This window comes from Martelella sp. (assembly GCF_984369615.1).
This window is the reverse complement of record NZ_CFHTCS010000094.1, coordinates 1-13327: the sequence shown is the minus strand read 5'-3', so window position 1 is coordinate 13327 and position 13327 is coordinate 1. Positions and strand designations below refer to the sequence as shown.

12 protein-coding genes are annotated in these 13327 nt (G+C 61.8%); 8 read left to right on the top strand and 4 right to left on the bottom strand.

The features are described 5' to 3' along the window. From AC5DC2_RS09925 to AC5DC2_RS09915, 3 genes are all read right to left on the bottom strand, one after another. The coding region (locus AC5DC2_RS09925; protein WP_491698361.1) for a carbohydrate ABC transporter permease at nt 1–626 on the bottom strand (626 nt) is incomplete at its 3' end. Further along, a complete protein-coding gene (locus AC5DC2_RS09920) occupies nt 619–1479 on the bottom strand; it encodes a carbohydrate ABC transporter permease (RefSeq protein ID WP_024708645.1) in 861 nt (286 codons plus the stop codon). The genes AC5DC2_RS09920 and AC5DC2_RS09925, both read right to left, overlap by 8 nt. Before the next feature lie 49 nt (nt 1480–1528). Next, nucleotides 1529–2878: an extracellular solute-binding protein gene (locus AC5DC2_RS09915; protein WP_491698360.1), complete on the bottom strand. Its 1350-nt coding sequence runs from the start codon at nt 2876–2878 to the stop codon at nt 1529–1531. A gap of 218 nt (nt 2879–3096) precedes the next feature. Between AC5DC2_RS09915 and AC5DC2_RS09910 the strand changes: the two genes are divergently transcribed. The 5 genes from AC5DC2_RS09910 to AC5DC2_RS09890 are packed head-to-tail and all read left to right on the top strand — an operon-like array spanning nt 3097 to nt 9091. Next, nucleotides 3097–4062 carry an ROK family protein gene (locus AC5DC2_RS09910; protein ID WP_491698359.1) on the top strand — a complete coding sequence of 322 codons (966 nt, stop codon included), beginning with the start codon at nt 3097–3099 and terminating at the stop codon, nt 4060–4062. Continuing rightward, nucleotides 4059–4637, top strand: coding sequence for a D-sedoheptulose-7-phosphate isomerase (locus AC5DC2_RS09905; RefSeq protein ID WP_491698358.1), 579 nt, complete (start codon nt 4059–4061; stop codon nt 4635–4637). The genes AC5DC2_RS09910 and AC5DC2_RS09905 overlap by 4 nt, the downstream gene beginning before the upstream one ends. Beyond that, nucleotides 4630–7128, top strand: a complete 2499-nt coding sequence (locus AC5DC2_RS09900) for an alpha-mannosidase (protein ID WP_491698357.1) — start codon at nt 4630–4632, stop codon at nt 7126–7128. Before AC5DC2_RS09905 ends, AC5DC2_RS09900 begins: the two co-directional genes overlap by 8 nt. 2 nt (nt 7129–7130) lie before the next feature. Then, the gene (locus tag AC5DC2_RS09895) at nt 7131–8018 is read left to right on the top strand and encodes a dihydrodipicolinate synthase family protein (protein WP_491698356.1); all 888 of its coding nucleotides are present in this window, start codon (nt 7131–7133) and stop codon (nt 8016–8018) included. A gap of 29 nt (nt 8019–8047) precedes the next feature. Beyond that, nucleotides 8048–9091 carry a LacI family DNA-binding transcriptional regulator gene (locus AC5DC2_RS09890; RefSeq protein ID WP_491698355.1) on the top strand — a complete coding sequence of 348 codons (1044 nt, stop codon included), beginning with the start codon at nt 8048–8050 and terminating at the stop codon, nt 9089–9091. 40 nt (nt 9092–9131) lie between these two features. Here the strand turns inward: AC5DC2_RS09890 and AC5DC2_RS09885 are convergent, their stop codons facing one another. Beyond that, nucleotides 9132–9926, bottom strand: coding sequence for an IclR family transcriptional regulator (locus AC5DC2_RS09885; protein WP_024708638.1), 795 nt, complete (start codon nt 9924–9926; stop codon nt 9132–9134). Between the two features lie 423 nt (nt 9927–10349). Between AC5DC2_RS09885 and AC5DC2_RS09880 the strand changes: the two genes are divergently transcribed. From AC5DC2_RS09880 to AC5DC2_RS09870, 3 genes are all read left to right on the top strand, one after another. Next, entirely contained in the window at nt 10350–11312 is a 963-nt protein-coding gene (locus AC5DC2_RS09880) for a tripartite tricarboxylate transporter substrate binding protein (RefSeq protein WP_491698354.1), read from the top strand. Between the two features lie 121 nt (nt 11313–11433). Further along, nucleotides 11434–11937 (top strand): tripartite tricarboxylate transporter TctB family protein, encoded by a 504-nt coding sequence (locus AC5DC2_RS09875; RefSeq protein WP_491698353.1) that lies wholly within the window; start codon nt 11434–11436, stop codon nt 11935–11937. Between the two features lie 12 nt (nt 11938–11949). Further along, nucleotides 11950–13327 (top strand): tripartite tricarboxylate transporter permease (locus AC5DC2_RS09870; protein ID WP_491698352.1); only part of this gene is annotated, 1378 nt, incomplete at its 3' end.

The following is a 13327-nucleotide window of genomic DNA, read 5'->3' as shown; positions in this document are numbered from 1 at the left end:
TTGCCCCAGTTCTCGATGAAGGACAGAATGAAGATGGTCGCGATCCCCGGCGCCAGAAGCGGCACGACGATATAGGCAACGCCTTCCATGCGGGATGCCCCTTCCGTCCAAGCAGCCTCTTCCAGATCGGCCGGAATGGCATCCATGAACCCCTTCATCAGCCAGACCGCAAAGGGAAGCTCCGCCGCCGTGCGGAAGACGATGACGCCCGCAAGCGTATCGACGAGGCCGATATGGACGAACATCACATAGATCGGCACCATGATGGCGGTGATCGGCAGCGCGCTGGCAAAGACGATGGTGTAGATATACTGCTTTCCGTAGCGCAGCCTGTAGCGCGACAAAGGATAGCCGGCGAAGAGCGCGAGAATGACCACCAGGCAGGACGTCCCGGCCGAAATGATGACGCTGTTCATGAAGGGGCGGATCGCGACATCCTCCGTCAGGATCGCGCCGAAATTCGTCAGGCTCCAGCGTGCCGGAAGTTGGATGGCAAGCGTCGCCTCGGCATCGAAGGCGGCCAGCACCATCCACACCATCGGCACGACGAAGGCGATGGCAACGAAGGTGAGCGCGATATCGGCGGCCAGCCGGTCGCGGGTCTTGGCCTTGGCAAGATTAGCCATTGCGCGCTTCTCCCACTTTGAAAAGACGGACATAGATGAGGGAGGCGATGACGCCGAAGCCAAGCAGCAGGACGGCGATCGAGGAGCCGTAGCCGATAAGGCCGAAATCATAGGCCTGATTGTACATCAGGAGCGGCAGCGTTTCCGAGCGCGTGCCGGGCCCGCCCGCCGTGGTGATCCAGATAATGCCGAACACGCCGAGCGTGTTGAGTGTGGTCAGCACCACATTGATGGCGATCACCGGGCGGATGATCGGCAGGATGACGCCGAAGATCGATTGCATGCGCCCTGCCCCGTCGATCTCGGCTGCTTCAAGCACTTCGCTCGAGACATCCTGAAGTGCCGCGGAGTAGACGAGCATCGAGAAGGCGCAGCCGCGCCAGATGTTGATGACGATCACCGCGGCGAGTGGCGCCGTCAGAAGCCATTGCTGGTGGGCAAAGCCGAAAATATCGAAAATCTGGTTCATGCCGGATTCGTCGCCGCGCAGGAATGTGTACCAGAGGAAGCCCGCGACGACTTCCGGCACAACCCAGGCGGTGATGACGATGACCGAGGCCAGGCTCTGAATGGCAGGCGTCGCCATCTGCCGCACATAGGCGATGCAGAAGCCGACAATGTTCTGCCCGGCAACGGAGAGGCCGACGAAAACCGCCGTCCGCCCGAGCGCCGCCCAGGTGCGCGGATCGGTGAACAGGTAGTAGTAGTTCTCAAAGCCGATAAAACTTGGATTGCGGGCCGCATAGCCCGACAATCCGAGATTGGTCATGGATGTGTAGATGGCCCAGATGATCGGCACCAGAAAGAAGGCGACGATCATCAGGGTGGCCGGGGCAAGCGGCACAATGCGCATCAGCACTGCTGCCGGCCCTTGACCCGTTCCGCTTGCCCCTTGCGCCATGTCAGTTCGCTTTTTCGACGTTCGACGAGCCGGCAAGGCGGGTGAGCTGGCGGTCGAAGCGGCCGGCGGCGTCTTCGACGCTGTCTCCGCCGACCGTTACGGCCTCCATCGTCTCCTGGATGAGGGAGGAGACCTGCGGATAGATTTCCAGCGCCGGGCGGAAATTGGTCACCTCAACCAGAGAGGAGAAGAAACCGGCGGTCGGATTGGTTTCGAGATAGGTCTCGTCCGCGATGACGTCCTTGCGCACGCCGATCGATCCGGCGCGAATGGCATAGGTCAGGCTGTTTTCGAAATTGGCGACCGTGGTCATGAAATCGAAGGCGAGATTCTTGTCCTCGGTCTTCGGGCTCATGGCGATGGTCCAGCCGCCGGACATGGAGGTGAAGCCGTTGCCCTGGCCATTCTGCGTCGGGATCTTGGCCATGCCGAGCGTCTCGTTCCACGCCGCCCAGGGCGCGGTGCCGCTCTCGATCCAGCGCGCCCAGATCCAGTTGCCGTCAATGAACATGGCAACCTTACCCTCAGGCACGCGTTGCTCGACCAGAACGTTCTGGAAGCTCGAATCCTGAAGATCGGTATCGGATACGAGATAGCCGTTGTCATAGGCGGTTTTCAGGAAGGCCAGCGCATCGCGGAAGCCCTTCGAGCCGACGACCCATTTCTGCGTTTCCGGATCGAAAAGCGTTGCCGAGAGCCCGCCCGGCGTGCCGGAGATCAGGTTCATGAGACCGCGCATCGTGCTCGCCTCGTTGCCGGCCTTCGTTACATAGATATTGATCGGATCGACGCCGGGGAGGTTTTCCTTCACCTTGGCCGCGGCATCGAGAATATCCTGCCAGGTCTTCGGCTGCCAGTCAGCCCCCACTCCGGCCTTTTCGAGAAGGTCCTTATTGTACCAGATAGCCTGGGTGTCGGTGCCGAGCGGAATGCCATAGACCTTGCCATCGACGAAAGACTTGCCGTTCTGGACCGCGATCTGGGAGAACTGATCCCACTCGTCCCAGCCGGAGAGCCGTTCATCCAGCGGCTCGAGATAGCCCGCGGCAGCATCCGCAGTGATCTGAAAACCATCCTCATAGATGATGTCAGGCGCCGTCGACGCGGACTGGTTCATCAGCGAAACCTTGGTGTAGTAGTCGCGCGCCGACGAACTGATCGCGTTGAGCTCGATCGTGTCGCCGGGGTGTTCGGCTTCGAATTCGGCCTTGGCCGCCTCCATGACCGCCGACACATAGGGCGAGTCGCGATAGACAACGGACAATTCCGCAGCCTGCGCCAGAGCAGGCAGGCCACAGGCAAAGCCCGCGGCCAGCAGCGTTGAAAGCTTCAGTTGAGCACGCATGTTCATGTTGGTTCCTCCCTAAAAGACCTGCAAACGATATCACATATTTTCTTCCGGTCAACAAAGCCGCCTACCAAATTTCGCTTTGGATACACGATATATGCTCATATTTTGACATTATCAGCGATTTCGATCAGGCATATTGACTAAGTTTAAGGCTCGTGCCAATGATGCAGATATGCAATCGTTACCAGATAAGTGATATGGCAGAGCAGAGTAACACTATGACGCCCGTCGTCCTGGCGGTGGATATCGGGGCCACCAAGATCGCCGTCGGCCTCGTGCATGCCGATGGCGCAATCGCCTTTCAGACTCGCGAACGCTCGCCCGTCAGGGCGGAGCCGAGCCTGGCGCTGATAGAGCGGCTCGGCAGGGCAGCCGAGGCCCACGCCAGAAGGAACGGGCTTGCGATAGAGGGAACGGGCATCGCCTGCGGCGGACCGCTCGACCTCGAAAAAGGCCTGGTCCTGTCTCCGCCCAACCTGCCGGACTGGGATCGCATACCGCTGACACGGCAAATGGAAACCTGCTTCGGCGCGAAGGCCTATCTGCAGAATGACGCGGCGGCGGGCGCAATCGCCACGGCGCTCTGGGACAATCCCGACGCGGTGAGGGATGTGACCTATATTACCGTGTCCTCAGGGATCGGCTGCGGCGTCATCACCGATGGCTTTCTTTATACCGGCCATACCGGCAACGGGTCGGAGCTCGGCCATATCCCGCTCATTTACGATGGCCGCACCTGTAACTGCGGGCTGACGGGGTGTTTTGAAGCCTATGTCTCGGGAACATCGATCGGCAAGCGTTATACCGAGGCCAAAGCCATGTGCATGGCGACGCCGCGGCCCTATTCCGCGCGCGATGTCGCCGATGCGGCGCTTGCCGGCGACGAGGAGGCCCTTGCCTTCTGGCAGAGTTCGATGGGCATGCTTGCCCGTGCGGTGCGCGCGGCGGCCGATCTGTTCGATCCCGCCCTGCTGGTGATCGGCGGCGGCGTGACCGAGGCCGATGGAGAGCTCTTCGCGCCCGCGATGGCGCTCGTCGGCAGCAGCATGGCCGCCGGCGTCGGTCAACGCCTGACGGTGCGCAAGACGGGCTTCGGCCGCAATTCGGGCGTCGCCTCGGCGGCCTCCGTCGCATGGAACGAAATCGGCAGCGCCACGGGCGTCAAGGTGAGGATCAGAGAATGACGGCAAGCCTGGAAGAGGAGATGGCGGCCCATTTTGCCATGAATGCGGAAATGCGGACTCGCCTTCCCGATATCATCGCCATCGCTGACGCGATCTGGCAGAGCGTCTGTGCGGGCGGTTGCGTCTATGTGTTCGGCAATGGCGGTTCGGCCGCGGAATCGTTGCATTTCAGCGGCGAGCTGATCGGCCGCTACAAATCCAACCGGCGCCCCCTGCCCGCGACCTGTCTCTCCGCCGACGTTTCGGCGCTCACCTGCATCGGCAACGACTTCTCCTTCGATGCCGTTTTCGCCCGTCAGGTCACGGCCCTTGCCGGACCGCGGGATATCGTCATTGCCTTTTCCACGAGCGGACAGTCGGAAAATATCCGCTCCGGGATTGCCGCCGCCCGGGCAAAAGGCGCCAAAACCGTTCTCTTCACCGGCCAGAACGGCGCCGAAATCGCGAAGGATTGCAGCCTCGCCTTCATTTCACCCCACACGATGACAGCCCGCATTCAGGAGATGCACCAGCTTGCCATGCACCTGATCTGCGCCCGTCTGGAAACACTTGTCGCGGAGAGCGAAAATGTCTGAGCAGAAATCGCGTTTCGCCGCCATTCACATGGTCGGTCATGCCCATCTCGACCCCGTCTGGCTGTGGCGCTGGACGGAAGGCTATCAGGAGGCCCGCGCGACGCTGACAGCAGCCGTCGCCCTTCTTGAGGAATTCGAGGACTACGTCTTCACCTTCGAACAGGTCGCGGTCGTGGAGTGGATCCGCGAGAGCGACCCCAAGCTTTTCTCCCGGCTTCGCGACCTCGTCGTTTCCGGGCGCATCGCCATGGTCGGCGGCTGGTGGGTCGAGCCGGACTGCAATCTGCCGAACCTCGAATCCTTCGTGCGCCAGGGTCTGATCGGCCAGCGCTATCTGCTTGAGCATTTCGGCGGAATCGCCAATGTCGGCCTCAATGCCGACCCCTTCGGCCACTCCGCGGCTCTGCCGCAGGTGCTTGCCGGCCACCGGATCGCCTCTTACTGCTTCCTGCGCCCCGGCCCGCACGAAATCGACATGCCGCATACGCTGTTTGAATGGCAAGGGCTGGGCGGCGCCTCGGTTGCCGCCTACCGGATCCCGCATGAATACTGCACGACGGCGGAAAACGTCGACCGGCATATGGAGACCGCCATCAGCAAGATCGGCGCAGCGCTTGAGGACGAGGCCATGGTCTTCTATGGCGTCGGCAATCATGGCGGCGGCCCGACCCGGCGAAACCTGAAGAGCATCGAGGCGCTTGATGCAGACGGCCGGTTCGGCAGACTGATCATGGCCGGCCCCGACCGCTTTTTCGAGGAGCGCCGGAACAGCGGCAAGCCCATGCCGGTTCACGAGGGCGAGCTTCAGCGCCACGCCGCCGGGTGCTACGCGGCCTTTGCGAAGATCAAGCAGATGAATCTGAAGGCAGAAGCCGCACTTCTGGAGGCGGAGCGCTATGCCACGCTTTCCGCAGCCACACAGGGGGTCTCCTACCCCGGCGAAAAGCTCGACGAGGCATGGAAGACGCTGCTCTTCAACCAGTTCCACGACATCCTGCCCGGAAGCTCGATCCTTCCCGCCTGCGAAGACGCGGTCCATGCCCTTGGCGGCGTGATCGCGACGGCGGACAGGGTCACCAACCGCGCCCTGCAGATCGCCGCCCGCGACATCGCCATACCGGCAGACGAGGAAACGCAGCCGCTCATCGTCTTCAACCCGCATCCGTTCGAAGCCGAGATCACCGCGGAACTGGAACTTTCCTTCCTGCCGGGCAACTGGATCGTCAGCGCCGAGGATGGCGAGGAGACGCCCTGGCAGAAGATCAGGGCCGACGCGACCATCCGCGAGGAAGACATCTTCCGCGACCGCTATCGCGCCCGCATTGCCTTCCCCGCCAGGGTGCCAGCCTTTGGCCACAAGCTCTATCGCGTTCGCCGGACCGAAGCGCCGCGAGCCGCGCCGCGAGGAAAGGCGCGCGCTGGCGGCACAACGATCGAAAACGCGCATCTGCGGGTGACGATCAACCCGCAGACCGGCTGGCTTGACGAATTTGTCACCCTTGCCGACGGGAAGGATCTCGCCCCTGCCAAAGGCGCCATCCATACCGTCGTTTCGGCCGATGGCTCGGACACCTGGGGCCACCGGGTCGAGTCCTATGTCGGCCAGGGCCGCCAGTTCGAAGTCGAGAGCATCCACATCGAGGATGCCGGCCCGGTTCGCGCCTCCATTCGCGTCAACGCCCGCCTCGGACGCTCACGCCTTAGCGAACTCTTCGTGCTCGACAGCGATGCCCGCTCGCTTGAAATCCGCACCGAAATCGACTGGCAGGAAGAGCTTCACCTTCTGAAACTGCGCTATCCGACGGCGATATCGGCCAGTACGGCGCGCTACCAGATGCAATATGGCTATGTGGAGCGGCCCGCAGACGGGCTCGAATATCCCGGCCAGCGCTGGGTCAGCGTCGCCGGCTCCGATGGCACGCGGATCAGCGTGATCAACAATGCCAAATACGCCTATGACTGCGTTGACGGCGATATCGGCATCACTGCCGCGAGAAGCCCTGTCTTTGCCTGGCACGATCCGCGCGAGCTGCGCGACAGTGAGCATTATCACTATCAGGATCAGGGCCTGCAGCGCTTCAGCGTGCGGCTCCTGCCCCAGACAGGCGACGATATGGGAGAGGCAAGCCGGCTTGCTGAAATGATGGTCATGCCGCCCCGGGTGATGATGGAAAGCTTCCATCCCGGCGACATGCCTGCCGCACGTGAACTGATTTCAGGTCTTGAGGAAACGCCCGGTCTGCGGCTGACGGCGCTGAAACCCTGGGAAGACGATCCTGCGGCGACCGTGATGCGCTTCGTCAACGACACGCCCGGCCCGATTTCGGCCCGGCTTGGGCTTGACTTTGCCGGCGGCCATCTGCTTTCGCTCGCCCTCGAACCGTTCGAAATCCGTACGCTGGCCATAACGCGCTCCGGCAAGATCGTCACCCTCGACCTTCTCGAATTCGAACCCGACCGCAAACTTCACCTCCTGTCCGAAGGTATCTGACCATGGCCCGCCAACCCGAAATCTGGCCGCCTCTCCTCACCCCGTTTCTCGAAAACGGGGAGATTGATTTTGATGCCATTCAGGGCCTCGTCGATTTCTACATCGCCCGTGGCGTCTCCGGCTTGCTAGTCACCGGACTTTCTGCCGAACCGCTGTCGATGAACGATACCGAGCGGGCAGCGGTTATCAGGGCCGCTGTCCGCGCGGTTGCGGGAAGGGTTCCCGTCGCCGCCTCGGTGTTCTGCAGGCAAGGCGAAGGCTGGCCGGATGCGATTGCGCGTGTGCGGGCGATCGGCGGCGTTGACTGCTGCGTCCTTCTGACCGGACACCTGGTCGTTGAGGGCGAAAGCGACGAGGCCTTTCTCGCATGCCTTGAGACGATCATCGCAGATAGCACCGGCGATCTCGGTCTCTACGAGGCGCCCCGCCCCTACAAGCGGCTGATCTCCGACAAGGCTCTTGCATGTGCGGCGCAGAGCGGACGCTTCACCTTCTTGAAGGATACCTGCTGCAACCTTGCGCAAATCAAACGCAGGATCGACATTGTCAGCGGCAGCCGACTGAAGCTGATGAACGCCGAAGTGGCAACATTTCGGGCCTCGTTCGAGGCCGGTGCGGACGGGTTCTGCGGCCTGATGGCCAATGTGTTTCCGGACATGCTCCAGCGGGCTGCGAGCGAGGAGACCGACGCACTCTCGCTGTTGCTGACTGCCGGAGATATGGCCCTGGAACAGAGCTATCCCGGCTCGGCCAAGGCCCTGCTCGGCGAAAGGTATGGCCTCGGCCTGACCAGTTTCTCACGCGTTTTGGGGCGGATGACGACATGTCAGGACTGCACCGGGCTTTTCGCGCTCGATGAGTACTTCAACAGATACCAGAAAACGCGCTAAAAGAGCATTTTTGATGAGGCTCGTACTCCATGGCAGATAAGCGCGTCACGATCGGCGATATCGCAGAGGCGGTCGGTCTTTCGACCTCGACCGTCTCTCGCGCGCTCAGCGGCAAGGGCTATGTCGCCGCCGACGTCAAGGCGCGCGTCGTCACCGCGGCGCAGAAGATCGGCTATGTGCCGGACCTCAATGCCCGCAATCTCAGACAGGGCTCCAGCACACAGATCGGTCTCGTCGTCTCGAGTATTCTGGACCCCTTCTATGCCGAGCTTGCCACGGGTTTTCAGGAGGTCGCCCGAGCGGAGGGCTACGAGGTCATCCTGATCATCGATCGCGCCGATCCGAAGGAGCAGAAGGCGGCGGTGAAATCGCTGATCGCCATGGGTGTTTCGGCGATCGCGATCACGCCGGTCTCGGCCGAGGCGGTGGCGAGCGTGCGCGATTTCGGCCGGCCGGTCCTGCAGATCGACCGTTCCGTCAGCGACGCCAACGCCCTTGTCGCAGGCGACAACCGGGCCGGCGGCAAGATGGCGACCGAACATCTGATCGGCTTCGGCCACGAACGGATCGCCCTCCTCATCGATCACGACCAGTGGACGACCGGACGGGCACGCATCGAGGGCTGGCGCGAGGCCTTCACCGAGCGCGGCCTTGCCGTGCCGGAAGACCTCATTTTCAAGCTCGGCTCCTCCGACGCGGAAATCGCCTCCGGTCTTGACCGGTTCGTCGGCGCGCTGAAAACAAAATCGATCACTGCGATCTTCTCGGCCAACAGCGTCGTCTCGCAGCGCTTTTACGTGGCGCTTGGCAAGCACGGTGTGCGCGTTCCGGAAGATGTCTCGGTGGTGGCCTATGACGATGCGCTCTGGATGACCATGGTGACCCCCACCATCAGCGCCGTCAGCCAGCATGTCGAAGAAATGGGCCGTCATGCAGCGGAATTGCTCATCCGACAGATCGGCGCGGGCCGTAAAGGCCCTTGGCCCGTTCGCACCTTTGTTCAACCGAGCCTGATAGCGCGTTCCAGCGTGCTCGCTCTGCACAACGGGCGGCAATCGAGCCCCAGGCTCTGACACGGCAAAGACCGCAGGCGCCGAAACACCGGCCGGCCGCTCAGTCGTGCCAACCAAGGCGCTGGGAGATCACGCGCGCCTGATAGACGACGATCTTGGCCAGATCCGGGATTTCGTTTTCGGGAATCTGCCAGGCCGGACCGTTGACGCTGATGCCGGCGAATACGCGGCCGTTCTGATCGTGGATCGGAGCGCCGAGACATCGCAGTCCTGGCTGATGCTCCTCATTGTCCACGGCATAGCCTTTCTCGCGAATTTCGGCCAGGGCCCGGCGCAGGTCATCGGGATCTGTCATTGTCTGGTCGGTGTAGCGCGACATGCCCGCCGAAATCACCCGTTCGACGGCCTCCTCAGTCTGAAATGCGAGGATCGCCTTGCCGATGCTCGTGCAATGCACCGGCGCGTTCTCGATCATGCCCGCTTTGGTATGGCTTTCGTTTCCGGTACCCACACGATGGATGACAACAGCCTGCATCCCGTCGAAAACAGCAAGATGAACGGTCTGGCCGGTCATGTGCTGAAGAGATTCCATCATCGGCCGGGCTTCCCGGCGCACATCGAGATTGGCGAGCACGATATCGCCGAACTCGAACAGCCGGAGCCCCAGGCGATAGCTGTCACGCTCCCTGTCCTGATCCAGGAACCCGACCTCCCGCATGGAAGCCACAAGCCGGTGCGTCGTGCTCTTCGGAAACCCCGTCCGCTGGCATATCGTCGCAAGCGACAATGCGCGGTCATTGACCGAAAAGCACTCCAGGATGCGCACCACCTTCGACAGTGACTTCAGTCCCTCATCGCCTCTGGTTTTCACCCGTGCTGCCTGATCGTCTTTCATGATTACCCCCAACAGCGTTCCGTGAACCCACCTTCCAAAATAAGAAATCCAATCCCGTTATACGGAAGAACTAAATCGTTTCAGGCTCTAGACAAAGTTTGAAACGGATTTCTTGAGAGGCATCATAACCGACATCGCCTGCGCAGTAAATCCCGCTATTCGGAACACCATTCTTTTTTTTGGGATTTGTGTTGACAGTCCCGACCTCCGATGAGAGCATTAATTCGCGGTACAGCATTCCGCTATGCGGTATTGCGCCAGGGAGGCTTGACTGGCGTGCAGCGCCATTGCGATTGAGCGCGGCCGTTTCAGACTGCAAAGGGCGTCGGCTTTTCTGCCCGCGTCGAACAAAGGGGGATTCTGGACCGCAGGGCCTTGTCGGCCCTTTTCGGAACCCAAAAGGAAGATTGGGAGGAGAATTCAATGACTATTCTGAAGACGCTTCTGGCAACGACGGTGATCGTTGTCGGCGGTATTTCGGCAGCGTGCGCCGAATACCCGGAACGGCCGATCACGCTGATCGTGCCCTGGGGCGCGGGCGGCGGAACGGACGCCACCGGACGGATCCTGGCAACGCTGATGGAAGAAGAGCTGGGCCAGCCGATCAATGTCGTCAACCGCACCGGCGGCGGCAGCGTCATCGGCCACAAGGAAATCGCCGATGCCGATCCCGATGGTTACACGCTGGGCATCATCACCACGGAACTGTCGATGTTCCATTGGCTCGGCACATCCGAACTGACCTACAAGGATTTCACGCCGCTCGGCCTTTATAACGCCGACCCGTCCGCCGTGGTCGTCAGAACCGACGGCCCGTTCGACAGCATGGACGCGCTTACAACGGCGATCGAGGAAAATGCCGCGGCGATCCGGGCCGGCGGCGCCAATCAGGGCGGCGTCAATCACCTGGCCTATGTCACGCTGGTGAACGAGCTTGACGGCAACAGGGCTTTCTGGGTGCCGACCGAAGGTGCCGCTCCCGCCCTGCAATTGCTGGCATCCGGAGCGATCGATGTCGGCGTCGTCCAGCTTCCCGAGGCTCAGGGATTGATCGATGCCGGCGAACTCAAGGCGCTGTCGATCCTCGGCACCGAGCGCGATCCGGCACACCCGAACCTGCCGACGATCAAGGAAAGCACCGGTATCGACTTTCCGATCAATGGCTGGCGTGGCCTCGGCGGGCCAAGCGACCTCCCCGACGACGTCAGCGCGACGCTGATTGAGGTCATGGCCGACGTCGTCAGCAGCCACGCATTCGCCGACCTGATGGCCAAGCGCTCCTACGGCGTCGTGTGGGAAGGCGGAGACGCCTTCGTCGACTACCTCGCCCAGCGTGATGAGGCCTTCGGAAAGGCCATGAACGCCGCCGGTCTCGTCAAGAACTGACGGACCGGACCGGCCGCCGAAGGCACGCCATTCAACAACTGAAGTACGGATTTTTCGGCCGTATCCCGGTCGGAGCGCCTTCGGCCGTCTGCTCCCGACACCAACGGAAAGGAGTGAGGCCATGAATGACACCTCACCAGAAGACGACAATGCAGACCGCATCGCCACCGGCGTTCCGGACACCGTCCTCGGATTGCTTTTCGTGATCGGCGGCGTGGTTCTGGCTATCACCGGAACGCGGATGGAAGGGCTCGGCGGCATGACGATCGGCGGGGGAACCCTGCCGATCATCATCGGCTGCGCATTCGTTCTGGCGGGCGGCGTCCTGGCGTTTCAGGGGCGCCCGGAAATCGCGATGCTGCGCCGTCATGCGGCCGTGCTGTTCAAACGCGAGGATTTCACCTGGTTTCCGGTCACAGTACTGGTGAGCCTTGGCCTCTACATCCTGCTTCTGGAATCCGTCGGCTTCCTGCCGCTTACATTCCTGTTCATCCTGCTGATGATCCGCATCGGCGGCGGCGGCCTGGTGCGCGGCGGCCTCTATGCAGCATTCCTGACGGTGTTCATCTACTTTCTCTTCGTCAACGGACTTCGCGTTCCGTTGCCGGTCGGCATTCTCGGGTGAGGAGAAACGGCCATGCATGTCTTTCTCGAAGCAATCGAACTTGTCATCACGCCCTATACATTGCTGGTGATTTGCGCAGCGGCCACTTTCGGCCTTTTCGTCGGGGCCATTCCCGGCCTCACCGCCACGATGGCGACGGCGCTGCTCGTGCCTTTCTCGTTCTACATGGATCCGGTTCCCGCCATCGCAGCGATCGTGGCCTGCACCACCATGGCCATCATTGCTGGCGACATTCCCGGAGCGCTGATGCGCATTCCCGGCACCCCGGCATCGGCGGCCTATGTCGACGAGGCCTATGCCATGACCAAGGCCGGCCGACCGGCGAAGGCGCTGGGCATTTCCATCTGCTCGTCATCGGTCGGCGGCATGATCGGCTTTGTCGCCCTGCTCTTCATCGCGCCGGCCCTCGGCAAGATCGCACTGCAGTTTTCGAGTTTCGAATATTTCTGGCTGGCCATGCTGGGGCTGTCATGCGCGGCGCTGATCAGTTCGGGAAGCAAGGTCAAGGGAACGCTTTCGCTGCTTCTCGGTCTGTTCATCGCGACCGTCGGCCTCGACCCGCTGACGGCCACGCCCCGCTTTTCCTTCGGCTGGACGGAACTGATGGGGGGCATCAGCTTCATACCGGCCATGATCGGCATGTTCGCCCTGTCCGAAATCCTCCGGCACAAGGCCAGCGAGCCCGGCAAACGCGAACCGGTCATGAAGATCGGCAATCCGCTTGCCGGTATGGCGGGCACGCTTTGGCGTCATAAGTTCAATGTGCTTCGCGGCAGCGCGTTCGGCACGGTGATCGGCGCCCTGCCCGGCGCCGGCGGCGATCTCGGCGCCTGGATTTCCTATGCCATCTCGAAGAAATTCTCGAAAACGCCGGAAAAATTCGGGACCGGACATTCCGAAGGACTGGTGGAGGCCTCCGCGACCAACAATGCCGCGCTGAGTTCGGCGTGGATCCCGGCCATGGTCTTCGGCATTCCCGGCGATGCGGTCACGGCCATTGCCGTTGGCGTCCTGGTGATGAAGGGCATGAATCCGGGCCCGACAATCTTCATCAACAATCCCCAGAACTTCTACGCGGTCATGATCGTCTTTGCGCTGGCGAACCTGCTGATCATCCCCCTCGGATGGCTAGCCGTACGTTTTTCGCGCTCGATCTTCCGCCTGTCGCGCACCTATCTCAACGCCTCCATTCTCGCCTTCTGCATCGTCGGCTCCTATGCGGTCAACAACTCGGTCTTCGGCGTCGGCGTGATGCTGGCCATGGGCGTGCTCGCCTTCATTCTCGAGAGCAAGGGATTCCCGATCGCTCCGATCATCCTGGGCATCGTGATCGGGCCGGGTTTGCCGGCGACCGTTTGGTTTAAGTTATGCGGCCAATGCTGGTGCGTCC

Coding starts and splice junctions, on each gene's coding strand:
- AC5DC2_RS09890 (WP_491698355.1), top strand. CDS start 8,048: ATGGCAGATAAGCGCGTCACGATCGGCGATATCGCAGAGGCGGTCGGT.
- AC5DC2_RS09885 (WP_024708638.1), bottom strand. CDS start 9,926: ATGAAAGACGATCAGGCAGCACGGGTGAAAACCAGAGGCGATGAGGGA.
- AC5DC2_RS09900 (WP_491698357.1), top strand. CDS start 4,630: ATGTCTGAGCAGAAATCGCGTTTCGCCGCCATTCACATGGTCGGTCAT.
- AC5DC2_RS09910 (WP_491698359.1), top strand. CDS start 3,097: ATGACGCCCGTCGTCCTGGCGGTGGATATCGGGGCCACCAAGATCGCC.
- AC5DC2_RS09895 (WP_491698356.1), top strand. CDS start 7,131: ATGGCCCGCCAACCCGAAATCTGGCCGCCTCTCCTCACCCCGTTTCTC.
- AC5DC2_RS09905 (WP_491698358.1), top strand. CDS start 4,059: ATGACGGCAAGCCTGGAAGAGGAGATGGCGGCCCATTTTGCCATGAAT.
- AC5DC2_RS09875 (WP_491698353.1), top strand. CDS start 11,434: ATGAATGACACCTCACCAGAAGACGACAATGCAGACCGCATCGCCACC.
- AC5DC2_RS09880 (WP_491698354.1), top strand. CDS start 10,350: ATGACTATTCTGAAGACGCTTCTGGCAACGACGGTGATCGTTGTCGGC.
- AC5DC2_RS09920 (WP_024708645.1), bottom strand. CDS start 1,479: ATGCGCATTGTGCCGCTTGCCCCGGCCACCCTGATGATCGTCGCCTTC.
- AC5DC2_RS09915 (WP_491698360.1), bottom strand. CDS start 2,878: ATGAACATGCGTGCTCAACTGAAGCTTTCAACGCTGCTGGCCGCGGGC.